Source organism: Micromonospora sp. WMMD558 (assembly GCF_049315255.1).
Taxonomy (GTDB): Bacteria; Actinomycetota; Actinomycetes; order Mycobacteriales; family Micromonosporaceae; genus Micromonospora.
Genome location: NZ_CP186061.1, coordinates 4,377,347 through 4,401,323 on the forward strand (window position 1 = coordinate 4,377,347; position 23,977 = coordinate 4,401,323).

A 23,977-nucleotide genomic window follows, 5' to 3' on the forward strand; every position below is an offset into this window, starting at 1 on the left:
ACGCGGCCGATAACCCCTCGCCTTCTGCACGAAGAGTGCACCGCCGCGCCGCACCATGATGTTCTCCGTCATGCTGTCCCTCTCTCGTTCGCGGTGTTGGCCACAAGACACCGCCAGGGGGACTGGCGCAACTGGACGCGGGTGGCCGACTCCTCACACCTCGGCAGGCGCGGGGCGGGGTTGCGGGCGGAGCGCGGTCGCCAGGGGCACGGCCGTGACGACGAGCGTGAACAGCGCCGCCGCCACCAGCGCCGGCCCGAGGCCCAGGGCGGTGACCGACCAGCCGCCGAGCAGAGCGCCCAGCGGCAGCCCGGCGAACGCCAGCGAACCGGCCAGCCCGATCACCCGGGTCTGCAGGTCGGCCGGGGGCCGCTCGTACAGCGCCACCCCGAGCAGCGGGTTGACCACGGCGATGCCGATGCCGGACACGAACGTCACGGCGAGCACCACCGACAGGTCGTCGCTGAGCGCCAGCACCAGCAGCCGGGGTGGGCCGCTGACGGCCGCACCGACCGCGAACGTCAGGTCGCGGCGCAGCCGGGGGCCGAGCGCGGTGAACAGGAGGTTCCCCAGCAGCGCGCCGGCCGAGAACGCCCCGAGCACCAGCCCCAGCCCGGCCGGGGTGCCCAGCACGTCGGCCACCCACAGCGGGATGTACACGGCGATGCTCGCGTTCACCACCATGTTGAGTGCCGAGATCACCAGCAGCATGCCGAGCAGCGTGTGGTCCCGCCCGAGGTAGCGGAAGCCGCCGCCGAGCGCCCGTAGGTAGCCCTGGGTGGCGGTGGCCGGGGCGCCGGCCGGTGCCGGCGGGCGGACCAGCGCCGCCACGATCAGCGCGCAGACGGCGAAGCTCGCCGCGTCGATGAGGATCGCCCAGGTCACCCCGAACCACCAGATGAGCAGCCCGCCCAGGCCGGCCCCGAGCAGGGTGACCACCCGGCCCAGCCCGTCGTAGACCGAGGTCAGCCGGATCAGCTTCACACCGGCGGCCTCGGCGACCGGGCGGAACATGACGTGCTTGATCCGGTCGCCGACGCCGCGCAGCGTGCCCACCACGGCGACCAGGGCGACCAGGGCGCCGAAGCCGATCCAGGGGGTGAGTGCCACGGCCACCATCAGGCCGGCGCTGCCCACGTCCGCGAGGATCGAGGTGCGGCGCAGCCCGATCCGGTCGGCCAGCGGCGGCCCGAGCGCGCTGGAGAGCAGATACGGCAGCGTCTCGGCAGCCGCGACCAGCCCCATCTTCGTCGGGCTGCCGGTCGTCTCCAGCACCAGCCAGGGGATGGCGACGACCGAGATCCGGCTACCCAGGTTGGACAGCAGGTCGGCGCCGACCAGGGCGACCAGTTCCCGCCGGGCGGTCACGCGCGGCTGCCGATCGAGGCCTCCGGATGCTCGACGGCCGACGGGTGGTCCGCCGCGTACCGGGCGCGCAGCGCCCGCTTGTCCACCTTGTTCGACCGGTTCAGCGGCAGCGCGTCGACGAACGCCACGCCACCCGGCGCCCAGGTGTCGCTGAGCGTCGCGGTGACCAGGTCGATCAGCTCGGCGCCGGTCACCGCCGCGCCGGGCGCGGGCACGACGTACGCGTACGGCAGTTCGCCGGCCACCTCGTCGGGCACGCCGATCACCGCGGCGGCGCGGACGGCGGGGTGCGCGGCGAGCGCGTCCTCGATCGGCCGGGAGTAGATCGGCCAGCTGCGCTGCCGGGTGAGGATCCGGTCCTGGAGCCGGTCGACCAGGTAGAGGTAGCCGTCGGCGTCGAGGTGCCCGATGTCGCGGGTGCGGACCCAGCCGTCGACCAGCGTGTCGGCGGTCAGCTCGGGCTGCCCGTGGTAGCCGGCGAAGCGCAGCGCCGTGTGCACCCACACCTCGCCGTCCACACCGGTGGGCAGCACCGTGCCGTCCTCGGCCCGGATCTCGATCCGTACGTCGCCGTACGGCTTCCCGCAGGAGCGCAGCCGCTCCGGATGGGTCGGGTCCTCGGTGAGCCCCGGCTGGGCGGTGACGACGACCGCCTCGCTGAGGCCGTACACGATGCGCAGCACCGGGCCGAAGCGCGCGATCGCCTGCCGCAGCCGGGCGGGGGCGGCGGGCCCGGCGCCCACGTTGAACATGAACATCGACGAGAAGTCGGCGCCGGGCAGGTCGGGGTGGTCGAGCACCTCGTACAGCATCGGCGGGGTGACGAAGGTGGAGGTGATCCGCTCGGCCGGGACGGTGCGGACGAACGCCGTCGCGTCCCACCCGTCCCGCGGGAACAGCACGCCCCCGGTGAACAGGTTGAACAGTGTCGTGATCTGGCCGCTGGCCAGCCACATCGGCGAGTACGACAGGTGCCGCAGCAGCGGGAACCCGGCGGCGCGGAAGTCCGCGGCGAGGGCGAGGATCTGCGCGTAGAAGCTCTCCCGGTGGTGCACCAGCTTCGGGGTGCCGGTGGTGCCGGAGGTCTGGAGGAACGACTCCGGCACCGGCACGTCGACGGGAAGCGCGGACGCGTCGGGGCCGGCCGTCAGGTCCAGGTCGGCGCCGAGGCCCAGCACGGGTACGCCCGCCAGCCCGGCGGCCAGCTCGGTGCCCACGTTCGCCGGGTCGCGGGGGTCGTGGACGAGGGCGTCGGGGCGGGCCAGCCGGACGAACTCGTCGATCTCCCGGCGGGAGGTGACCGGGGCGACCCACATGGTCCGGCAGCCCAGCAGGTGCAGGGCGAGTTGGATCAGCGGTGCCTCGACCGGGTTGCCGAGCGACACGAGCACCGCGTCGCCGGGGCGTACGCCGTGCCGGACCAGCGTGGCGGCGAACCCGCGTACCGCGGTGTGCACGTCGGTGTAGGTGAGCCGGCGCCCGCCGCCGACGAGGGCCTCGCGGTCGCCGTACCCGGCGAACAGGTCCAGCGCGCGGTGCACGTACCCCGGCTGTGGTCGGTCGGTCATCCGGACACCCCCATCCTCGCACGCCGCGTGGTGCGGAAACGGCGTGCGCGGCTGCGGCGACCGCGCTGCCACCCGCAGCCTAGGGTGACCGGGCGAGGACGGACAGGAGCCGAAGGGGCCTCCGGCGGGCCCCGGCGGGACATTTGATCACGTCGATCAGGTCGATTGACGCCCGTCAGCGGCGGCGGCTAGGTTCCGGACCATCGCCCAGGTGAACGCCGTCGACGGACGGGGTTCTGGGCTGCCGACGATGGAGGTTCAATGTCGACCCCGAAGAGATGGCATGTCGTCACCGCCGCGGCGGCGCTGCTGGTGGCGGGCACCCCCGCCGTGGTGGCCAGCGCCGGTCCGTCGTCCACCGGGACGGAGCGCGGCCGGACGACCTGGGCGGCCAGTTGGGCGACCGCGGTCACCCGCGGCAACGCGACCGGCCTGACCAACACCGGCCTCAACAACCAGAGCGTCCGCATGGTCGTGCACACCACCGTCGGTGGGCCGGTCCTGCGGGTCCGGCTCAGCAACATGTACGGCGAGCAGGCCGTCAAGGTCGGCCGCGCGACCATCGCCCGTCCGAACACCGGCACCCCCGACGACGTGTCCGACATCGACCCCGCGACGCTGCGCGAGCTGACCTTCGGCGGCGCCACCTCGGCGACCATGAACCGCGGCGCCGAGCTGCTCAGCGACCCGATCGCCTTCCCGATCGGGGATCAGCAGGACCTGGTGCTCACCGTCCACTTCCCGACCCCGACCGGCCCGGTGACCTTCCACGGCCAGTCCCGGCAGACCAACTTCATCGGCGCCACCGACCTCACGTCGGCCGCCGACGGCGCCGGCTTCACCATCCGGCCGAACTGCTGCTGGTTCTTCCTGTCCGGCATCGACGTGCAACGCCGGCACAGCCCCGGCTCGGTGGTGGTCTTCGGTGACTCGATCGCCGACGGCAACGGCAGCACCGTCAACGCCAACAAGCGCTGGCCGGACCTGCTCGCCGACCGGCTCATCGACGCCCGCCCCGACGTCCGCACCCCGGGCGTGCTGAACGCCAGCCTCGCCGGCAACCGGCTCAACCACGAGGGCCCGGAGCCGGGCGCCGGCGGCTTCCCCGGCTACCACGAGCTGGGGCCGAACGCGCTGGCCCGGCTCGACGAGGACGTGTTCGCCCAGACCGACGCCCGGACGGTGATCACCCACCTGGGAATCAACGACATCTGGATGTCGGGCGACTCCGCCGACGCGGTCATCGCCTCGCTGCGGCAGATCAACCAGCAGGTGAAGGCGCGCGGCCTGCGCAGCCTCGTGGCCACCCTCACCCCGTACGAGGGCCACGGCAACCCGGGCGTGTGGACGCCGGAGAAGGAGGCGACCCGGCAGGCGGTGAACGCGTACCTGCGAAGCAGCACCGAGTTCGACGGGCTGCTGGACTTCGACCAAGTGCTGCGCGACCCGGCGCAGCCCAGCCGGCTGCTGCCCGCGTACGACTCGGGGGATCACATCCACCCGAACGACGCCGGCAACCAGGCGATGGCGAACGCCGTGCCGTTGCGCCTGCTCGGCCTTTGACCCCCGGTGCGGGCGGCGGGGGAGCCCGCCGCCCGCACCACCGCATCCTGGGGAGGAGCATCCATGGTGGACGTCCAGCAGTTGCTGACCCGTCTCTACAGCGACGAGGGCCGGCAGGACCCGTATCCGATCTACGCCGGGCTGCACGGGCTGGGGCCGATCACCGCGCTGCCGCCCCGCCCGGAGCACCGGGCGATCGCCGCCGTGGCGGTCGGCTACGACCTCGTCGACGCGGTCCTGCGGGACCCGGAGTGGTACAAGCAGCCCCCACCGGGCTGGGAGGAACAGGAGATCCTGCGGACCTTCCAGACGTCGATGATGTTCGTCAACCCGCCGGACCACGGCCGGATGCGGCACGTGTTCGCCGGCGCCTTCACCCCGCGCCGGCTCGGCGCGCTCGAACCGGCGATCCTCCGGGTCGCCGACGAACTGCTGGACGGCATGGCCGACACCGGGAGCGGCGGAACCGACTTCGTCGCCGACTTCGCGTACCCGCTGCCGGCCCGGGTGATGGCGGAGTTCATCGGCATCCCCGAGGCCGACCTGGCCTGGTACCGGGAGCGGGTCGACCGGATCGACGAGTTCCTGGACGTGGCCGGCAAGACCCCGCAGCGGCTCGCCGCCGCCAACACCGCCGGCGCCGAGCTGCGCGCCTTCTACGCGGACCTGCTGGCCCACCGCCGTCGCAACCCGGGGGAGGACCTGATCAGCGGACTCGTGGATGCGGTCGACGCCGGCGGTGTCGAGTTGACCGAGGACGAGCTGATCAGCAACCTGATCGTGCTGTTCAACGCCAGCTTCGTCACCACCGTCTACATGTTCAGCAACGGCCTGCCGCTGCTGCTGGCCCACCCCGAGGTGGCCGCCGCGCTGCCCGGCGACCCGGAGCTGACCGCGGGCGCCGTCGACGAGATCCTGCGGCTGGAGGCGCCGGTGCACTTCCTGGCCCGGGCCGCGCCGCGCGACGCCGTACTCGGCGGCGTGCCGGTCGCCCGCGACCAGAACGTCCTGCTCGTCCTCGCCGCGGCCAACCGCGACCCGGCCCGGTTTCCCGACCCGGACCGCTTCGACCCGCGCCGCCCCGGCCCGCCGTCGCTGGCGTTCGGCATCGGCCCGCACTACTGCCTCGGCGCCGCCGTGTCCCGCCTGGAGGGGCGGCTGGCGCTGCCCCGGCTGCTGTCCCGCTTCCCCCGGCTGCGCGTCGAGGAGCCACCGACCTACAGCGGCAGCCTGTTCCTGCGCGGCATCGACAAGCTCCTGGTCGGCACCGGGGGAGAGGAGCGACCGTGAGCCTGCATCCCCAGGCCGTGGCGTACCGGGCCGCCCGGGCGGCCGCCGGCACGCCACCGCTGTACACCCAGACCCTCGCCGAGGCGCGCGCCGCCGACCTCGCCGCGATCCGCGCCGGCTCCGGCGTGGTCGAACCGGTGCACGAGGTACGCGACACGCACGTTCCCGGCCCGGCGGGCGACGTGCCGGTCCGGATCCACCGCCCGGCCGGCCCGGGACCGCTGCCCACCCTGCTCTGGTTCTTCGGCGGCGGGTGGACGCTGGGCAGCGTCGACACCGCCGACGGGATCTGCCGGCGGCTGGCCAACGCCGTGCCGTGCCAGGTGGTCACCGTCGGCTACCGGCTCGCCCCCGAGGCCCCGTTCCCGGCGGCCGTGCACGACTGCCACGCGGCGCTCCGTTTCGTCGCCGCGCACCCGGCGCAGTTCGGCGCCGACCCGGAACGCCTCGCCGTCGGCGGGGACAGCGCGGGCGGGAACCTCGCCGCCGCGGTCACCCTGCTGGCCCGCGACACCGGTCCCCGGCTGGCGGCGCAGCTGCTGGTCTACCCGAACACCGACCAGACCGCCGAGCCGGCCGGTGACGACGACCCGCTGCTGTTCAACCGGCGCTCGGTCGCCTGGTACCGGTCGCACTACCTGGCCGACCCGGCCGACGCCCGGGACCCGCTCGCCTCGCCCCTGCTCGCCGACCACCTGGGCGGGCTGCCGCCGGCGCTGGTGGTGACCGCCGAGCACGACCCGCTGCGGGACGAGGGCGAGCGGTACGCCGACCGGCTCCGCGACGCCGGAGTGCCGACGACCCGCACCCGGTACGCCGGGATGGTCCACGGTTTCTTCGCGATGCCCGGCACCTTCGACGACGGCCGGCGCGCCCAGGACGAGGCCGCCGCGTTCCTGCGCGAGCGGTTCGGGCTCACGGAACCGGCGGTGGCGGCCCCGGCCGGGACGGTGACCGGCGATGTCTGAGACGTCCCTGTCGAAGCCGGACGTGCCGCTGGGCGAGCCACCCGCCCCCGCCGGACTCGCCGACTTCGCGGACCTGGCGCGGGCGGTGCTACCGCCGGAGGTATGGGACTTCGTCGACGGCGGCAGCGGCGCCGAGACCACGCTCGCGGCGAACCGTCGCGCCCTGGACCGGGTCGGCGTGCTGCCCCGCGTGCTGCGCGGCGTGGCCACCCCGCGCACCGAGGCTCGGCTGCTCGGCGCCACCCACGCGCTGCCGGTGGCGGTCGCACCGATGGCGTACCAGCGGCTGCTGCACCCCGACGGGGAGACCGCGCTCGCCGGCGCGGCCGGTGCCGCCGGCGTCCCGTACGTGGCGAGCACGTTGAGCAGCGCGCCGATCGGGGAGATCGCCGCCGCCGGCGGGACGGTCTGGTTCCAGCTCTACTGGCTGCGCGACCGGGGGCTCGTCACCGACCTGCTGGACCGGGCCCGGGCGGCGGGCTGCGCCGCGCTGGTGCTCACCGTGGACGTGCCGATCCTCGGCCGCCGGCTGCGCGACGTGCGCAACTCGTTCGCCATCCCGCCGCACGTCATCGCCGCGAACCTGCCCGCCGGCCGGGACGACCTGGCGCACGCCGCCACCCCGGGCGTGTCCGCCGTCGCCGCCCACACCGGCGAGGTCTTCGCGCCGGCGGTGACCTGGGCCGACCTGGACTGGCTGCGCGAGCGTACCCCGGTCCCGCTGGTGGTGAAGGGCGTCCTCGACCCGCGCGACGCCGTCCGCGCGGCGGAGGCCGGGGTGGACGCGGTGGTGGTCTCCAACCACGGCGGGCGGCAGCTCGACGGCGCACCGGCGAGTGCCGCCGCGCTGCCCGGGGTGGTCGAGGCGGTTGCCGGCCGGTGCGAGGTGCTGCTCGACAGCGGTGTCCGGGGCGGCGTCGACGTGTTGCGCGCGCTCGCCCTCGGCGCGCACGGCGTGCTGGTGGGCCGCCCGATGCTCTGGGCGCTCGCCGCCGGGGGCCGCTCCGGCGCCGAGACCGCGCTGTCGCTGCTGGCCGGCGAGTTCCGGGACGCGCTCGCGCTGGCCGGCTGCGCCGACCCGGCGGAGGCCCGGGACCTGCGGACGACGACGGTGGAGTGCGCATGACCGTGGACCTGCACGTGGCCGACCTGCACCCGGCCCTCGACGACGCCGCGCTGAACTCGATGAACTTCCTCAACGAGGTGGCGCAGCACTACCCGGATGCGGTGTCGCTGGCCGCCGGGCGGCCGTACGAGGAGTTCTTCGACGTCGCGGCGCTGCACCGGCACCTGGACACCTTCCGCCGGCACCTCGCCGACGACCTCGGGCAGACCCCGGAGCAGGTCCACCGCACCCTGCTCCAGTACGGGCGGACCAAGGGGATCGTCCACCACCTGGTCGCCCGCAACCTCGCCGTCGACGAGGGGCTGACGGTCGACCCGGAGGCCCTCGTCGTGACGGTCGGGTGCCAGGAGGCGATGTTCCTGGTGCTGCGGGCCCTGCGCGCCGGCCCGGACGACGTGGTGCTCGCCGTCGCACCGACGTACGTGGGGCTCACCGGGGCGGCGCGGCTGCTGGACCTGCCGGTGCGCCCGGTGGCCGGCGGGCCGTCCGGGGTGGACGCGGGTGACCTGCGTGCCGAGGTGCGGCGCGCCCGGGCCGAGGGGCTGCGCCCGCGCGCCTGCTACCTGATGCCGGACTTCGCCAACCCCTCGGGGACGAGCATCGGCGTGGCCGGGCGGCGCGCGTTGCTGGACCTGGCCGCCGAGGAGGACCTGCTGCTGGTCGAGGACAACCCGTACGGTCTCTTCCCGGCGGGGGACGCCCGGCGGCTGCCCACGCTCAAGGCGCTCGACACCGCTCGCCGGGTGGTCTACCTGGGCTCGTTCGCGAAGACGGTGCTGCCCGGCGCGCGGGTGGGCTACGTGGTGGCCGACCAGCGGGTGGCCGGTGCGGACGGCACGGTGGGCCTGTTCGCCGACCAGCTCGCCAAGATCAAGAGCATGGTCACGGTGAACACCTCGCCGATCGCCCAGGCGGTGGTCGGGGGTGCGCTGTTGGAGCACGGGTGCAGCCTGGTCGCCGCCACCGTCCGGGAGCGGGCCGCGTACACCCGGAACCTCCATCATTTGGTCGACGGCCTGGGGCGGCGCTTCCCGGCCGGGTCGCCGGTGCGGTGGACCGTGCCCACCGGCGGCTTCTTCGTGGTGGTGACCGTGCCGTTCCCGGTCGACGACGCCCTGCTGCACCGCTCGGCCCGCGAGTTCGGGGTGCTGTGGACGCCGATGGCGCACTTCTACGACGACGGCACGCCGGTCCACGCGCTGCGGCTGTCGGTCAGCGCCGTCACCCCGGCCGAGATCGACGTCGGCCTGGACCGGTTGGCCGCGCTCGTCGCCGACGAGTCGGCCCGCCGGGGCGTCTCCGTCCCGGTCGGTTGACACACCGCGTTCACCGCACGGCAATGCGTTACCGCCTGCGTTCCGCCGTCCTCGGTGGACACTCATAATGATGGCCATGGTCACCTGGGAGTACGCCCTTCTGGTCCGCCGCTATCAGGGGCAGGGCCGCAATTTCCACGTCAGCTTCATCTGGTACGCCCCCGACGGGACGCGCCGGGACGTCACGGCGTACGGCGACACCGCGATCGCCCACCTCAACCGCGTCGGGCGTGAGGGGTGGGAGCTGGTCTCCGCGGCCGAGGACGTGAACAACGTGCAGGGCAGCACCGAGGTGCACCGCTACCACCTGAAGCGCCCGTTGGCGGAGGCCCCGTCCGGACGCTAGACAAGCGAACTGCGTTTCGTGAATAATGATGCGTAGTTCGATGGGGAGTACCCGACACCGACGCGCCGCCGTCAGTACGGCGCCGCCCGTTCCGTGCCGTGCCACGGGGCTGGCGGCCCCGGCGGCGCGGGCCGCCGCGCCGGCGGTCCGGGGAGACCGTCGGCCGGAACGCCGGCGATCCGCGCCGGCCGGTCGAGGGGAGTCGGGATGTCCCTGTCCGTTCCGTGGTGGGCCTGGCTGGCGCTGACCGCCGGCATCGCGCTGATGCTCGCGGTCGACCTGTTTCTGCACCGGGACAACCACGTCATCGAGTTCCGCGAGGCGGCGGTCTGGTCCGCCGTCTGGGTCGCGGCCGGCCTCGCCTTCGGCATCCTGCTGTGGTGGTGGCAGGGCGACGAGGCGGCCGGCGCCTACTACGCGGGTTACCTGATCGAGAAGGCGCTCTCGGTCGACAACGTCTTCGTCTTCGCGCTCGTCTTCACGTACTTCGCGGTCCCGGCCGCGTACCAGCACAAGGTGCTCTTCTGGGGCGTGGTCGGCGCGCTCGGATTCCGGCTGGTGTTCATCTTCGTCGGCGCCGAACTGCTGGAGACGTTCTTCTGGACGGCGTACGTCTTCGGCGCGTTCCTCGTCTGGACCGGCTGGAAGATGGCCTTCCGCCACGACGAGGAGGTCCACCCCGAGCGCAACCTGGTGGTGCGGCTGGTCCGCCGGATGATCCCGACCGATCCCCGCTACCACGGCGAGCGGTTCTTCACCCGCGTCGACGGCCGGCGTGTCGCCACCCTGCTGTTCGTCGTCCTGATCGCGGTCGAGGCGACCGACCTCATCTTCGCCATCGACTCGGTCGCCGCCGTCCTCGCCATCACCACCAGCACGTTCATCGTCTGGACCGCGAACGCCTTCGCCGTGCTGGGCCTGCGCAGCCTCTACTTCTGCCTCGCCGGGCTGCTGCGCCGGTTCACCAAGCTGCACTACGGGCTGGCGGTGCTGCTCGCCTTCGCCGGCGTGAAGCTGATCCTCTCCGAGACGCCGGTCGGCAAGCTGCCCATCCCGGTGACCCTCGGCGTCATCGTGGTGACCCTCGCCGTGTCGATCGGGTGGAGCCTCGTCGCCACCCGCGACGCGCGGCCGGTCGACGCCGATCGGTGACCCGACTGAACCCCTCCCGGCCGGCGGCCGTGTCAACTAGGGTCTGACGTGATCTTGTCGACGAGGGAGTCGGAGGACATGAGAGTTCGGCTGCTGGCGGCTGCTGCGAGCACCCTTCTCCTGCCGGTCGCGGTCCCCACGGCGGCCGCGGCCGCGCCGGGGCGTACCGCCGTCGCCCCCGATGTGCCGTGCCCGCGGGTGGCCGTGCCGGCGCCCGCGCCGTCGCGTCCGCCCCGCCCGACGCCGCCCCCGGCGGTCGCCGAGGACCGGGCGGTGGGCGGGGCGGCGCTGGCCACCGAGGGCCTCGTCGTCCCGTCCGGCGCGCCCCGGCCGCCGGGCGTGACCGCGACGTCGTGGCTCGTCGCCGACCTGGACACGGGACAGGTGCTGGGCGCCTGCGGCCCGCACGAGCACGCCACCCCGGCGAGCGTGCAGAAGTTGCTGCTGGCCGCCGCCGTGCTGCCGCGCCTCGATCCGGAGCAGGTCGTCACCGTGACCCGGGAGGACCTCGACATCGAACCGGGCTCCTCGGCGGTCGGCCTGGTCGTCGGCGGGCGCTACCGGGTCGAGACGGTCTGGCTCGGCCTGCTGCTCCAGTCCGGGAACGAGGCGGCGAACGTGCTCGCCCGCCTCGGCGGCGGCGCCGACGGCCGGGCCGGCGGCGTCCGGGCGATGAACGAACTCGCCCGCCACCTGGGCGCCCGGCAGACGCATGCGGTCACCCCGTCCGGACTGGACGGGCGGGGGCAGTTCACCAGCGCGTACGACCTCGCCCTGATCGCCCGGGTCTGCTTCGCCGACCCCACCTTCCGGCGGTACGCGCTGACCGGGACGCACCAGATCCCCGCGCAGAGCCGGCCCCGCACGAAGGGTTTCCAGATCCAGAACGAGAACCCGCTCATCCGCCGCTACCCGGGTGCCCTCGGCGGCAAGACGGGCTTCACCGACCTGGCCCGCCACACGTACGTGGGAGCGGCCGAGCGGAACGGCCGGCGGCTCGTCGTCACGGTGCTGGGCGCCGAGTCCCGACCCGCCCGGGGCTGGGAGCAGGGTGCCGCCCTGCTCGACTGGGGCTTCGCCCTGCCCCGGGACGCCGCCGTCGGCCGGCTGGTCGAGCCGGGTGAGCTGGACGCCGCGGCGTCCGCCGCGCCACCGGCCGCCGGGGACGCCGCCCGTCGGGTGGCCGCCGGTGATCCGCTCCCCGAGGGGCTGACCGGGCCGGGGCCGCTGATCGTCGCGGCGGTGGCCGGGCTGGCCGGCCTGCTGACGCTGGTGGTGCGCTCGGCCCGGTCACCCCGGAGACGCCGCCGGGGCCGGCGCCGCGCCTGACCGCCGAAAGTTCCGTCGCTCTACCGGAAGCGTTCCGGCGGGGTGGGGAGGGCTCAGGAACCCGGTGGAGGGGCGGAGCTGTCCCGGACGACGAGCTCGGTGGCGAGCTCCACCCGGGGTGAGTCGATGGTCTCGCCCTGCGCCAGCCGCAGCGCCGTCCGCGCCGCCAGCCGCCCCATCTCGACGAGGGGCTGGCGGACGGTGGTCAGCGGCGGCGACGCCCACCGGGCCTCGGGCAGGTCGTCGAAGCCGACCACGCTGACGTCGTCCGGCACGCGCCGGCCCCGGCGGCGGATCGCCTCGTACACCCCGAACGCCATCTGGTCGCTGGCCGCGAAGATCGCCGTCGGCGGGTCGTCGAGGTCGAGCAGGGCCGTCCCGGCGGCGAATCCGGAGGCGTGGTAGAAGTCCCCGGGCCGTACCAGGCGGTCGTCCACCGCCACCCCGGCCGCCTCCAGCGCGGCGCGGTGCCCGTCCAGGCGGGCCCGGCTGCACAGCAGGTGCGGCGGGCCGGCGACGAAGCCGATCCGCCGGTGCCCCAGGGAGAGCAGGTGCTCGGTGGCGGCGAGCCCGCCCGCCCAGTTGGTCGCGCCGACCGTCGGCACGTCGGTGGCCGGAACACCGGCCGGGTCGACCACCACCACCGGCACGTTGAGCCGGCGCAGTTGCGCGTGCAGCGGCGGGCTCAGGTGCGAGGTCACGAAGATGACGCCGTCGGTGGCCCGGGCCCGCAGGTTCTGCAACCACTGCCGGGCGGATGCCGGCTGGCGGTGGATCGCCGAGACGACGGTGCCGACGCCGGCGCCGTGCCCGACGTCCTCGACACCCCGGATGATCTCCACGGCCCAGGGGCTGTCCAGGTCGTTGAAGACCAGGTCGAGCAGGCCGGCGCGGTGCACGGTGCGGTTGCCCGGCCGCCGGTAGCCGTGATGGCGCAGCAGTTCCTCGACGCGCTCCCGGGTCTCCGGTGCCACGTCGGACCGTCCGTTGAGCACCCGGGAGACGGTCGGCACCGAGACGCCGGCCTCCCGCGCGATCGCGGTGATGGTCACCCTGCGTCCCTCGTCCGTGTCCACCCGCGCCTCCTTCACCGACCGGGAAGACCGGCCAGGCATCACCGCAGCTCCGGAACGGCTCGCCCGTCCCACGGTCATCTTGCCCCACGGATGGGGGTTGACGACATGCCGGGGCGGTTCTAGCGTGCGAGCAAGTTACGGAAACGTTCCGGAAGTTTATCGGACACCTTTCGGTCCGCCCACCCCCAACCCCCACCAACGAAAGGCCTCGATATGAGACTACGATCGCGGCTCGCCCGCGCCGTCGCGGTCGGCGCCGCCCTCGCCCTGACACTGCCGCTGGCCGCCTGCGGTGGCGACGACGCGGGCGGTGAAGCGGACCAGATCCGCATCCTGGTGTACGGCGACGCCACCAACAAGGTGGAGACGCAGATCGTCGAGACGTTCAACAAGACCTCGAAGGTCAAGGCCGTCCTGGACACCATCCCCGGCGCCGACTACCAGACGAAGCTCCAGACGATCATCAACACCAACCAGGCGCCGGACGTGTTCTTCAACTGGGGCGGCGGCAGCATCGCGCCGTTCGTCAAGGCCGACCTGCTCCTACCGCTCGACGACATGATCGCCAAGGACCCGGGTCTGAAGGAGAACTTCCTGCCCTCGGTGTTCGACAGCGCCGTGGTCGACGGCAAGGCGTACGGGATCCCGATGCGGGGCACGCAGCCGGTGCTGCTCTTCCACAACAAGAAGGTCCTCGCCGACGCGGGGCTCACGCCGCCGAAGACCTGGGACGACCTGCTCAACGCGGTCAACGTCCTCAAGGCCAAGAAGATCACCCCGATCGCGCTCGGCGGCGGCGACCGGTGGCCGACCCAGATGTGGTACCAGTACCTCTACGACCGGGTGGCCGGCCCCGAGCTGTTCCGCTCGGCGCTCGGCGGTGACAAGAGCGTCTGGGAGAGCGCCGAGAGCCGCCGGGCCCTCGACCTGATGCGCCAGCTCACCGACGCCGGCGCCTTCGGCACCAACTTCGACTCCGTGAAGTGGACCGACCAGGGCTCGCCGACCCTGCTGGCCACCGGCAAGGCCGGTTTCGAGCTGATGGGCTCGTGGGCGTACTCCACCCACCAGGACTCCAAGCCGGAGTTCGCCAAGAACGACCTCGGGTGGACCGCCTTCCCCAGCATCCCCGGCGGCAAGGGCGACCCGCGCAACGTGGCGGGCAACACCAACAACTTCTACTCGGTGCTGAAGAAGACCAAGCACCCGGAGGCCGTGGCCGAGTTCCTCAAGCTCATGTACTCCGACGAGTTCGTCCAGGCGCAGCTCGGCATCGGCAACCTGCCCACCACCGTCAACACCGAGAAGTTCCTCGACACCGCGGGGAACCCGGAGTACTCGAAGTTCCAGTTCGAGTTGGTGAAGCAGGCGCCGTCGTTCCAGCTCTCCTGGGACCAGGCGTACCCGCCGGCCGCCACCACCACCATCCACCAGGCGGTGCAGCAGTACACCAACGGGCGGATGGACGCCGACGGCTTCATCAAGGCCATGCAGTCGCTCCAGGCCGGCTGACGGATGGCCGCCACCACCCTCGCGCCCCGGGCCACCACCGGGGAGCGGCGGGCCGTGCGACGCCCGGGCGGCGGGGTGATGCTCGCCCGCCCGGGCTTCGCCTGGGCCCTGCCCGCCACGCTGTTCTTCGCCTTCTTCGCGCTCGTCCCGCTGGTCCTGGTGGTCGTCCTGTCCCTCACCAGCTGGGCCGGCATCGGCGACGTCGAGTACGTGGGCCTCGCCAACTGGCGGCGGTTGGCCGACGACCCGGTGATGATCGACAGCCTCTGGCTCAGCCTGCTGCTCACCGCTCTCGGCGTGGCCGTGCAGACCCCGCTCAGCCTGCTCACCGGTGTCTGGGCCGCAGGCCGGCAGCGCAACCGGGCGGTGCTGTCGGCGATCTTCTTCCTGCCGCTGCTGCTGTCCGCCACCGCCGTGTCGGTGCTGTGGCGGGCACTGCTCGACCCGAACTTCGGCGTGCCCGGCCAGGCGCGCTGGCTCTTCGGCGACGGCAACCTCTTCGGCAGCCGGGCCGGTGCGCTCGCCGTCCTGGTCTTCGTGGCCAGCTGGCAGTACATCCCGTTCCACGCGCTGATCTACCAGGGCGCGGCCCGCGCCATCCCGGCGGTGCTCTACCAGGCGGCCGAGATCGACGGGGCCGGACGGTGGCACCAGTTCTGGCACGTCACGCTGCCCCAACTGCGCAACGCGATGATCACCTCGTTGGTCATCATGGTGGTCGGCGGGCTGACCACCTTCGAGACCGTCCTCATCCTCACCCAGGGCGGGCCGGGCACCGACACCACCATCACCGCCTACTACATGTACCAGCAGGCGTTCCGCAGCTTCGACTTCGGCGCCGGCGCCGCCATCGCCCTGCTGCTGGTCGTGTCGGCCACGGTCATCTCGCTGATCATGGTCCGGGCCTCCGGCTACGACAAGATGCGCTCCACCTTGGAGGGGCTGTGACGCGGCACCGTCCGAACTGGCTCGCCGGGATCGGCGCGGTCGCCTGGCTGCTCGTCGTCGGCGTGCCGATCTACGTCATGCTGTCGATCACCGTGCAGACCCGCGAGGGTTACGGCGACAACGGCCCGATCTCCCTGCCGGACACCTTCACCCTCGACAACTACACCGGGGTGTTCGCCCAGGGCTTCGGGCGCTACTTCCTGAACACCATCGTGGTGACCGCCAGCGTGGTGGCGATCGTGCTGCTGCTCGTCACGCCGCTCGCGTACGCCATCGTGCGCAGCCGCAGCCGCCTCACCGGGCACGTGTTCCGGCTGTTCCTGCTCGGCCTGGCGATCCCCGCGCACGCGGTCGTCGTACCGATCTTCTACCTGATCAGCACGACCGGCCTCTACGACAACCTGCTCGGCGTCATCCTGCCCACGGCCGCGTTCGCCCTGCCGATCTGCGCGCTGATCCTCAGCGGCGCCATGCGGGACATCACCCCGGACCTGTACGAGGCGATGGCCATCGACGGCGCGACGCCGACCCGGGTCTTCCTGCGCCTGGTGCTGCCCCTGTCCCGGGGCGGCATCTCCACCATCGCCGTCTTCTCCGCCCTCCAGGCGTGGAACGGCTTCCTCTTCCCGCTCGTGCTCACCCAGTCCGACTCGACCAAGGTCATCACCCTTGGCCTGTACAACTTCCAGACGCAGTACGGCATCGACATCCCCGGGCTGATGGCCGCGGTGGTGCTGTCCATGGTGCCGGTCCTGCTCGTGTACCTGACCGCCCGCCGGGCCCTCATCCAGGGCCTGATGGGCGTGGGGGGAAAGTGACCGCCACGTGACCCTGGACATCGAATCCGGCGCCGCCACCTGGGCCGACCCCGCCCTCGACATCGACACCCGCGTCGACGCGCTGGTCGCCGCGATGACCCTGCCGGAGAAGCTCGCCCAGCTGTACGGCGTGTGGGTCGGCGCGTCCGCCGACGGCGGCGAGGTCGCCCCCCACCAGCACGAGATGGAGGAACCGGTCGACCTCGACGGCCTGCTGGACGTGGGGCTCGGCCAGCTCACCCGCCCGTTCGGCACCGCGCCGGTCGACCCGGCGCTCGGCGCGCTGTCGCTGCTGCGCACGCAGCAACGGATCGTGGCCGCCAACCGCTTCGGCATCCCGGCGGTGGCCCACGAGGAGTGCCTCGCCGGCTTCGCCGCGTGGGGCGCGACCGCGTACCCGGTGCCGCTGTCCTGGGGGGCCACCTTCGACCCCGACCTGATCCGCCGGATGGCCACCACGATCGGCGCCGACCTGCGCCGGGTCGGCGTGCACCAGGGCCTCGCACCGGTCCTCGACGTGGTGCGCGACGCCCGCTGGGGCCGGGTGGAGGAGACCATCGGCGAGGACCCGTACCTGGTCGGCACCATCGGCACCGCGTACGTGCAGGGCCTCGAGTCGGCCGGGGTGGTGGCAACCCTCAAGCACTTCGTGGGCTACTCCGCATCCCGGGGCGGCCGCAACCACGCCCCGGTGGGGATGGGCATCCGCGAGCGCGCCGACGTGATGCTCCCGCCGTTCGAGATGGCGATCCGGGAGAGCGGCGTCCGGTCGGTGATGGCCGCGTACACCGACACCGACGGCGTGCCGTCGACGGCCGACGAGGCGCTGCTGACCGGGCTGCTACGGGAAACGTGGGGCTTCGACGGCACGGTGGTGGCCGACTACTTCGGCATCGCCTTCCTGCGCACCACGCAGGGTGTGGCCGGCAGCTGGGACGAGGCCGCCGCGGCGGCCCTCGCCGCCGGCGTGGACGTCGAGCTGCCCACGGTCCGCACGTTCGGCGCGCCCCTGCGGGAGGCGCTCGACGCCGGCCGGGTGCCGGAGGCCCTGGTCGACCGCGCGGTACGCCGGGTGCTGCGGCAGAAGGCGCAGCTCGGTCTCCTCGACCCCGACTGGAGCCCGGTGCCGCCGGCCCTGGCCGGGACCGATCTCGCCGACCCGGACGCCCTGCGGGGCCGCCTCGACCTCGACCCGCCGGCCAACCGGGCCCTCGCCCGCGAGGTCGCCGAGCGGGCCGTCGTCCTGCTCGCGAACGACGGCACCCTGCCGCTGCACCGGCCGGCGCGCCTCGCGCTGGTCGGCCCGCAGGCGCGGCAGCGCACCGCCGTGCTCGGCTGCTACTCGTTCCCCGCCCACGTCGGGGCGCACCACCCGGAGGTGCCGCTCGGCATCGACCTGCCCACCCTGGCGGAGGCTCTGCGCCGCGAGTTCCCGGACAGCGAGCTGGTCACCGTGACCGGGGTCGCGGTCGACGGCGACGACGTCACCGGGGTGCCGGCCGCGGTCGCGGCGGCCCGCGACGCCGACGTGGTGATCGCGGCCCTCGGCGACCGGGCCGGGCTGTTCGGCCGCGGCACCAGCGGCGAGGGCTGCGACGCGGAGTCGCTGGCCCTGCCCGGGGCGCAGCAGCGGCTGCTCGACGCGCTCCTCGACACCGGCACGCCGGTGGTGGTGACACTGCTGGCCGGCCGCCCGTACGCGCTGGGTCGCGCCGTCGACGAGGCCGCCGCGGTCGTGCAGTCGTTCTTCCCCGGCGAGGAGGGCACCCCGGCGATCGCCGGTGTCCTCAGTGGCCGGGTCGACCCGTCCGGGCGGCTGCCGGTGAGCGTGCCGCGCCGGCCGGGCGCGCAGCCGTCCACCTACCTGAGCCCCCGGCTGGGGCAGGCGAACGGGGTGTCCAACGTCGACCCGACGCCGGCGTACGGCTTCGGTCACGGCCTGACGTACACCACCTTCGCCTGGACCGACCTGGTGGTGGACGTGCCGGCGGCGGCCACCGACGGCGAGCTGCGGCTGCACTTCACCCTGGCCAACACCGGCGACCGCGCGGGGAGCGAGGTCGTGCAGGTCTACGCCCACGACCCGGTGGCGTCCGTCGTGCAGCCCGTGCAGCGACTGGTCGGCTACCGCCGGATCCCCCTCGAACCCGGCGCGGCGTGCCGGGTCGAGGTCACCGTGCCGGCCGACCTGTTCGCGTTCACCGGGCGTGACGGGCGCCGTGTCGTCGAGCCGGGCGCGCTCGAGCTGCGGCTCGCGGCGTCCAGCACCGACCCGCGGCTGGTCGCGGCCGTCAGCCTGCACGGCCCGGCCCGGCACGTCGACCACCGCCGTGCCCTGCACCCCGGCTTCACGGTGACGCCCGCCCCGGCGGCCGGTTGACCGGCGTGTACACCGACGTCCCGGAGGAGCGGCTGCGGGCCCACCGTGGCGCCGTCACCGACCCGGAGGACTTCGACCTCTTCTGGGCCGACACCATCGGCGCGGCCCGGCTGGCCGGATGGCCGGTCCGGGCCGAGCCGGTGGCGACCGGGCTGACGACCGTCGAGGTGTACGACGTGACCTTCGCCGGGTACGCGGGCCAGCCCGTGCGGGCCTGGCTCCGGCTCCGGCTGCCCGCGGGCTGGCGCTGGCCGCCGCCGCCCTGGCGCCGGGGGTGCGGGCGGTCGTGGCCCGGGGTGCCGTTCCTCTGCGACATCCCGCACGCCGTGGTCAGCACCGACGCCTACCCGTACCGGGAGATCCGCGACTACCTGGCGGTCCACCGCGACGCCGAGGACCGGGTGCTCGCCACCCTCGCCTACGTCGACGGGGTGAACTTCGCCCGGCGCTGCCGGCTGCCGGCCCGCTTCTCCGTCGCGCTGATGGACGACATCGTGCCGCCGTCGACGGTCTTCGCCGCCGTCAACGCCTGGCGCGGCCCCAGCGAGCTGTCGGTGTGGCGGTACAACGGCCACGAGGCGGGCGGCGTCGACGACGACGTGGCCGCGCTGCGGTTCCTGCGTACCCACCTCGCCCCGCTGCCCGCCGGATCGACCGGCGGGGCCGGGCCGGGCCCCGCCGGCGGGGTGCCGCCCGGCTCAGCCACGCAGGTCCCGCCGCCGGAGGCCGGCGGCGCCCACGCCGGCGGCGACCAGCGCCAGGCCGGCCATCGTGAGCGCCGCCGGCCAGTTCGGCCCGGTGGCGGGAACGGCCGCGAGATGCGCGAACGGCGACAGGTCAGCCACCCACGCGGGTCCGCCGACGCTGTCCGCGACGACCTGGAGCAGGAAACCGCCGGCGGCGGGCAGGGCGCCGAGGGCGGCCACCGCCCGGGGAGCCCACCCGACGGCCAGCACCGCGGCGCCCAGGCACAGCAGCACGACCGGCAGGACGTTCAGCGTGCCGGCCAGCGCCGCCCCCGGCGGCAGGTCCGCGTCGACGACCGCCGCCCCGGCCCAGGTGGTCGCCGCCGCGACGGCGAGGAGCACCACCGACCCGGCCAGGACGGTGGCCACCTCGGCACCCAGCACCCGCAGCCGGGTGACCGGGAGGGCGTACAGGGGGGTCAACCGCCGCTCCACCTCCGCCGTGGCGAAGGCGGCCAGGCGGACCGCGGCGAAGGTGCCGACCGGCACGGCGAGCAGGGCGAACAGGGTGGCCGCGTATCCGCGGACGCTGCCCAACCCGGAGAAGCCGGCCTGGGCGGCCAGATCGGCGAAGCGCGGATTGTCGCTGAGGAACCGCGTCATCGACGTCGCGACCACACCGATCAGCAGGAAGTACGCGCCCACACCGGCCGCCCAACCGGCGAGCGGGCGTAGCGACCGGCGCAGGGCGAACGCCGGCACCGAGCGGAGCAGGCGCAGCCGCGGCGCCCGCCCGGTGGCGCCGGTCAGCAGCCCGCCGCCGACGTCCCGGCGCCCGGCGACGAGCACCGCCGCCGCCGCGACCGCGACCGCGGCGGCACCCAGCACCACCAGCGGCAACGCCCGGTCGTCCAGATACGGCCGGGTCAGCGCCAGCAGCCCGAACGGCGACAGCCACCGCAACCAGGCCAGCGCCTCCACCCCGTCACCCACCATCCGCGCCAGCAGCCCGACGCCGAGCACCGCCACCGTGGCACCGGTCGCCCCCGCCCGGGTGGGGAACACCTGGGCGGCGAGAGCGGCCAGCGCGACCGCGAACATCCCGGCCAGGGCGAGACCGGCGCCGTGCAGTACGGCCCCGGAGGCCGGGGTGCCGACGGCGGTGAGCGCGCCGGTGACGGCCGCGCCGACGGCCACCATCACCACGGCCAGGACGAGCAGGTGCCGGCGCAGCACGGTCGGCAGGGCCAGCCGCCCGGCGAGCAGGAGACCCCACCGGCCGGACTCCTCCTCGCCCCGGGTGATCCGGGTGGCGGCGAGCAGCCCCCACACCGACAGCAGGACAGCGAGCACCGTGCCGGTGCGCCAGACGGCGAAGCCGCCGGGGGTATTCAGCGCCACGGGCTCGCCGAACAGGGTGCGGATCGCCGGGTTCTCCGCCAGGGCGGCCAGCGCCGCCGCATCGGCCTCGGTGCCCATGGTGCTCTCGTACGTGGCGGCGACCAGGGCGGACATGCCGGCCGTGACGGCGAGGACGACCAGCGCGCCGCGCCGGACCTGGCGCGCCGCCAAACTGGTGACGGCCCGCGCCGCCACGGTGGTCACCGGTCCTCCCCGTAGTAGTCGAGGAAGATCTCCTCCAGGGAGGGTTCCCGCATGCTCACCGCGCTGACCTCGGCCGCCGCGATCTGCCGCAGCGCCGGACCCGGCGGCCCGCTCAGGGTGAACCGCACGGCCCCCTCGCCGGTGCCCTCCACCGCCTGCACGCCCGGAACGTCCGTGAGATCCGGGACCGGGCCGGCGAACCGGACCTGGACCTCGGTGCGGTGCAGGGCCCGGAGGTCCGGCACCGCCGCCACGTCCACCAGGCGCCCGGCGCGGAGGATCCCCACCCGGTCGCAGACCGCCTCCACCTCGGCGAGCTGGTGGGAGCAGAGAAACACCGTCCGCCCGTCAGCGCGGGCGTCGGCCACCGCCCGCCGGAACTCGCGCTCCATCAGCGGGTCCAACCCGCTGGTGGGCTCGTCGAGGACCAGCAGCGGGGCGCGGGTGGCGAACGCGGCGACAAGCGCGACCTTCTGGCGGTTGCCGGTCGAGTAGGTGCCGGCCGGCTTCGACAGGTCGAGCGCGAACCGCTCCACCAGCTCACTCCGGTAGGCCCGGTCGACGCCCGGGCCGACGGCACCGAGCAGCTCCAGCACCTCCGCTCCGGTCAGGCGCGGCCAGAGCGCCACGTCGGCCGGCACGTACGCGAGCCGCTGGTGCGCGGCGGCGACGTCGGCGGCGTCGACGTCGAAGATCCAGGCCCGACCGGAGGTCGGCCGGGCCAGCCCGAGCAGCAGCCGAATGGTGGTGGACTTCCCGGCGCCGTTCGGGCCGAGGAAGCCGAAGACCTCGCCGGCGGAAACGGTCAGGTCCAGGCCGTCGAGGGCGGCCAGGGGGCCGTACCGCTTGGTCAGGCGTTCGGTGCGGATGGCGGGTGCGCTCACGGCAGCCTCCCGGGGTCGTCGGGGCTCACGACTCGCCGACCAGACTTCCCGGCACACCGCCGGTCAGCGTAGCGCCTGCGGTCAACCGGCGGCCGAACGGTGGAACCGGGCACGACGTCGGCCGGCCACCGCCGACCGCTCCGCCTGCGCACGCCGCCGGCGGCTCACCCGGCCGCTCGCTCAGCCGGCCGCTCGCTCAGCCGGTGGGCCGCTCGCGCAGCGGCAGCCAGGCGAGCACGTCCTGGATCTTCGCGTCCCAGTACGCCCAGTCGTGGTCGCCGGGGGAGAAGTCCACGGTCAGCGGCACACCCCGCGCGCGGGCGACGTCGACGAAGCGCAGGCTGTCCTCGTACAGGAAGTCGTCCGTGCCGCAGGCGACGTAGAGCGCCGGCCCGCCCGCGTACCGGTCGAGCAGCGCCACCGTGTCGTCGTCGGTGCCGGCGACCGCGCGCTCCCCGAACACCGTGTGCCACACGCCGGGGTCGACCGGCCGGGTGGGGTGGTGCCGGCGGCTGGCCACGTTCAGCGCGCCGGACAGGCTCGCCGCCGCCGCGAACCGGTCCGGGTGGCGCAGCGCCCACTTCACCGCCCCGTACCCGCCCATCGACAGGCCGGCGACGTACGTGTCCTCCGGCCGGCGGGACAGGCGGAAGAAGTCGTCGCAGACCGCCGGCAGTTCCTCGGTGAGGAACGTCCAGTACCGGTTGCCGTGCTCCTCGTCGCGGTAGAAGCTGCGCCCCGCCTGGGGCATCACCACGGCCAGGCCGAGCGGCGCCACGTACCGCTCGATCGACGTGCGCCGCAGCCAGATCGTGTCGTCGTCGGTGAGGCCGTGCAGCAGGTAGAGCACCGGCGGGTCACCGGCCGGCGCGACGCCGGCCATGCCGATCTGCGAGGCCGTGCGCTGCGGCAGGATCACCGTCATCGACGTCGAGAGGCCGAGGACGTCGGAGTGGAAGTCAACGCGCAGCAGGGCCACGGCAGCCGATGCTACGCGGTGCACGCCGGGGTGGCGGGCGCATCCTTCGGGCCACGGGCACCGACGCCTAGCCGGTACGGCGCGGTTCAGCGGTCGGCGCTGTCGGCGGCTGCCACCACCCGCAACGCGTTGGCGTCCAGGCCGATCCGGATCGGGGTCTCGCCGTACAACTCGCCGTCGACCTCCACCGGCGCCGGCCGGTCCGTCTCCAGCCAGAGTTGACCCACCGCGAGGAACGGATCGTCACCCAGGGTGCGGCGGTGCCCGGTCGCCGCGTTGCGGGCGGTGTCGCGCAGCAGGTCGCGCCGGTGTGGACCGCCCACCGGGTACGCGACCAGCAACCGGTCGTCCGCGTTCGCGTCCGCCGTGATCGGCCGGCCCGCGTGGAAGCCGCCGTTGGCCACGTACAGCTGGTGGGTGACGAACTCGTGCTCCCGCCCCTCGGCCCGCACCTTGGCCCGCAGCGGACGGTGGCGGGCCAGCAGCGCCAGGGCCGTCGCCGGGTACGCGAGCCGGCCGCCGAGCCGCTTGAGCCGCGGCGGCGTGCTGGCCATCACGTCGGCGGACAGGCCCACGCCGACGTGGTTGGCGAACCGCAGGTTGCCCACCAGCCCGAGGTCGACGTCGACCACCTTCCCGTCGGTGAGCACCGCGACGGCCGCGTCCAGGTCGAGCGGGAGGCCGAGCGTGCGGGCGAAGTTGTTGGTGGTGCCCAGCGGCAGCACGCCGAGCGCGACGTCCCGGTGCGCGAGCAGCCGCGCGGCGGTGCTCAGCGTGCCGTCGCCGCCGCCGGCGACGAGCAGGTCCGGCCCGAGGCCGACCGCCTCGGCGAGGCTCTCCTCCAACTGCCCGGGCCGGTCGACCGGGTACGTGCCGAGCAGGTCGAAACCGGACTCGACCAGCCGCGCCCGTGCCCGCTCGTAGTGCTGCCGACCCCGCCGGGAGCGGGCGTTGATGACCAGCGCGGCCCGCCGGTCCCGCCGGATGGCCGCGCCCAGCTCCTGCTTGGTCCGCATGGGCACGACCCTATCGCCGCCGGCCCGGCCAATATCCATTGCGGTCA

The 23,977-nt window shown here is 74.2% G+C and carries 19 protein-coding genes and 1 pseudogene; 13 read left to right on the forward strand and 7 right to left on the reverse strand.

What is annotated here, in order from left to right; translation table 11 throughout:
• Nucleotides 1-153: 153 nt before the first annotated feature.
• Together ACN26Y_RS20875 and ACN26Y_RS20880 are read right to left on the reverse strand one after the other, a co-directional pair.
• Entirely contained in the window at nt 154-1,368 is a 1,215-nt protein-coding gene (locus ACN26Y_RS20875) for an MFS transporter (RefSeq protein WP_155331917.1), read from the reverse strand.
• Nucleotides 1,365-2,936 (reverse strand): class I adenylate-forming enzyme family protein, encoded by a 1,572-nt coding sequence (locus tag ACN26Y_RS20880; RefSeq protein ID WP_155331918.1) that lies wholly within the window; start codon nt 2,934-2,936, stop codon nt 1,365-1,367. The genes ACN26Y_RS20875 and ACN26Y_RS20880 overlap by 4 nt, the downstream gene beginning before the upstream one ends.
• 261 nt (nt 2,937-3,197) lie before the next feature.
• Between ACN26Y_RS20880 and ACN26Y_RS20885 the strand changes: the two genes are divergently transcribed.
• The 8 genes from ACN26Y_RS20885 (at nt 3,198) to ACN26Y_RS20920 (ending at nt 12,026) form a co-directional block, all read left to right on the forward strand.
• Nucleotides 3,198-4,499, forward strand: a complete 1,302-nt coding sequence (locus tag ACN26Y_RS20885) for an SGNH/GDSL hydrolase family protein (protein ID WP_155331919.1) — start codon at nt 3,198-3,200, stop codon at nt 4,497-4,499.
• A 63-nt stretch (nt 4,500-4,562) separates the two neighbouring features.
• Nucleotides 4,563-5,789 (forward strand): cytochrome P450, encoded by a 1,227-nt coding sequence (locus ACN26Y_RS20890; RefSeq protein WP_422733328.1) that lies wholly within the window; start codon nt 4,563-4,565, stop codon nt 5,787-5,789.
• Nucleotides 5,786-6,757, forward strand: a complete 972-nt coding sequence (locus ACN26Y_RS20895) for an alpha/beta hydrolase (RefSeq protein ID WP_422733329.1) — start codon at nt 5,786-5,788, stop codon at nt 6,755-6,757. The genes ACN26Y_RS20890 and ACN26Y_RS20895 overlap by 4 nt, the downstream gene beginning before the upstream one ends.
• Entirely contained in the window at nt 6,750-7,883 is a 1,134-nt protein-coding gene (locus ACN26Y_RS20900; RefSeq protein ID WP_422733330.1) for an alpha-hydroxy acid oxidase, read from the forward strand. Before ACN26Y_RS20895 ends, ACN26Y_RS20900 begins: the two co-directional genes overlap by 8 nt.
• Nucleotides 7,826-9,199, forward strand: coding sequence for a PLP-dependent aminotransferase family protein (locus tag ACN26Y_RS20905; protein ID WP_422734959.1), 1,374 nt, complete (start codon nt 7,826-7,828; stop codon nt 9,197-9,199). The genes ACN26Y_RS20900 and ACN26Y_RS20905 overlap by 58 nt, the downstream gene beginning before the upstream one ends.
• Nucleotides 9,200-9,266: 67 nt before the next feature.
• Nucleotides 9,267-9,545 (forward strand): hypothetical protein, encoded by a 279-nt coding sequence (locus tag ACN26Y_RS20910; protein ID WP_155331923.1) that lies wholly within the window; start codon nt 9,267-9,269, stop codon nt 9,543-9,545.
• Nucleotides 9,546-9,758: 213 nt separating this feature from the next.
• The gene (locus tag ACN26Y_RS20915) at nt 9,759-10,697 is read left to right on the forward strand and encodes a TerC family protein (RefSeq protein ID WP_422734960.1); all 939 of its coding nucleotides are present in this window, start codon (nt 9,759-9,761) and stop codon (nt 10,695-10,697) included.
• A 78-nt stretch (nt 10,698-10,775) separates the two neighbouring features.
• Entirely contained in the window at nt 10,776-12,026 is a 1,251-nt protein-coding gene (locus tag ACN26Y_RS20920; RefSeq protein ID WP_155331924.1) for a D-alanyl-D-alanine carboxypeptidase family protein, read from the forward strand.
• Nucleotides 12,027-12,079: 53 nt separating this feature from the next.
• Here ACN26Y_RS20920 and ACN26Y_RS20925 read toward each other — a convergent pair whose 3' ends face one another.
• The gene (locus ACN26Y_RS20925) at nt 12,080-13,141 is read right to left on the reverse strand and encodes a LacI family DNA-binding transcriptional regulator (RefSeq protein ID WP_370463263.1); all 1,062 of its coding nucleotides are present in this window, start codon (nt 13,139-13,141) and stop codon (nt 12,080-12,082) included.
• A gap of 174 nt (nt 13,142-13,315) precedes the next feature.
• On the opposite strand from ACN26Y_RS20925, the gene ACN26Y_RS20930 reads away from it, so the two are divergent.
• The 5 genes and pseudogenes from ACN26Y_RS20930 to ACN26Y_RS20950 all read left to right on the forward strand — a co-directional run.
• Entirely contained in the window at nt 13,316-14,614 is a 1,299-nt protein-coding gene (locus ACN26Y_RS20930; protein ID WP_155331926.1) for an ABC transporter substrate-binding protein, read from the forward strand.
• Nucleotides 14,615-14,617: 3 nt separating this feature from the next.
• Complete coding sequence (locus ACN26Y_RS20935; protein WP_422733331.1) at nt 14,618-15,562, forward strand: carbohydrate ABC transporter permease; 945 nt, start codon at nt 14,618-14,620, stop codon at nt 15,560-15,562.
• Complete coding sequence (locus tag ACN26Y_RS20940) at nt 15,559-16,380, forward strand: carbohydrate ABC transporter permease (RefSeq protein WP_230688680.1); 822 nt, start codon at nt 15,559-15,561, stop codon at nt 16,378-16,380. The genes ACN26Y_RS20935 and ACN26Y_RS20940 overlap by 4 nt, the downstream gene beginning before the upstream one ends.
• Nucleotides 16,381-16,387: 7 nt before the next feature.
• The gene (locus tag ACN26Y_RS20945; protein WP_230688681.1) at nt 16,388-18,760 is read left to right on the forward strand and encodes a beta-glucosidase family protein; all 2,373 of its coding nucleotides are present in this window, start codon (nt 16,388-16,390) and stop codon (nt 18,758-18,760) included.
• Nucleotides 18,761-18,765: 5 nt separating this feature from the next.
• Nucleotides 18,766-19,323 (forward strand): annotated as a pseudogene (locus ACN26Y_RS20950) (acetylxylan esterase); the annotation flags it as partial.
• A 135-nt stretch (nt 19,324-19,458) separates the two neighbouring features.
• On the opposite strand, the gene ACN26Y_RS20955 reads toward ACN26Y_RS20950, so the two are convergent.
• From ACN26Y_RS20955 to ACN26Y_RS20970, 4 genes are all read right to left on the reverse strand, one after another.
• Complete coding sequence (locus ACN26Y_RS20955) at nt 19,459-21,051, reverse strand: polyketide antibiotic transporter (RefSeq protein ID WP_155331928.1); 1,593 nt, start codon at nt 21,049-21,051, stop codon at nt 19,459-19,461.
• Nucleotides 21,048-21,935 (reverse strand): ABC transporter ATP-binding protein, encoded by an 888-nt coding sequence (locus ACN26Y_RS20960; RefSeq protein ID WP_230688682.1) that lies wholly within the window; start codon nt 21,933-21,935, stop codon nt 21,048-21,050. Before ACN26Y_RS20960 ends, ACN26Y_RS20955 begins: the two co-directional genes overlap by 4 nt.
• A gap of 196 nt (nt 21,936-22,131) precedes the next feature.
• Nucleotides 22,132-22,914, reverse strand: a complete 783-nt coding sequence (locus ACN26Y_RS20965) for an alpha/beta hydrolase (RefSeq protein ID WP_155331929.1) — start codon at nt 22,912-22,914, stop codon at nt 22,132-22,134.
• A gap of 86 nt (nt 22,915-23,000) precedes the next feature.
• The gene (locus ACN26Y_RS20970; RefSeq protein WP_155331930.1) at nt 23,001-23,930 is read right to left on the reverse strand and encodes a diacylglycerol/lipid kinase family protein; all 930 of its coding nucleotides are present in this window, start codon (nt 23,928-23,930) and stop codon (nt 23,001-23,003) included.
• Nucleotides 23,931-23,977 lie beyond the last annotated feature (47 nt).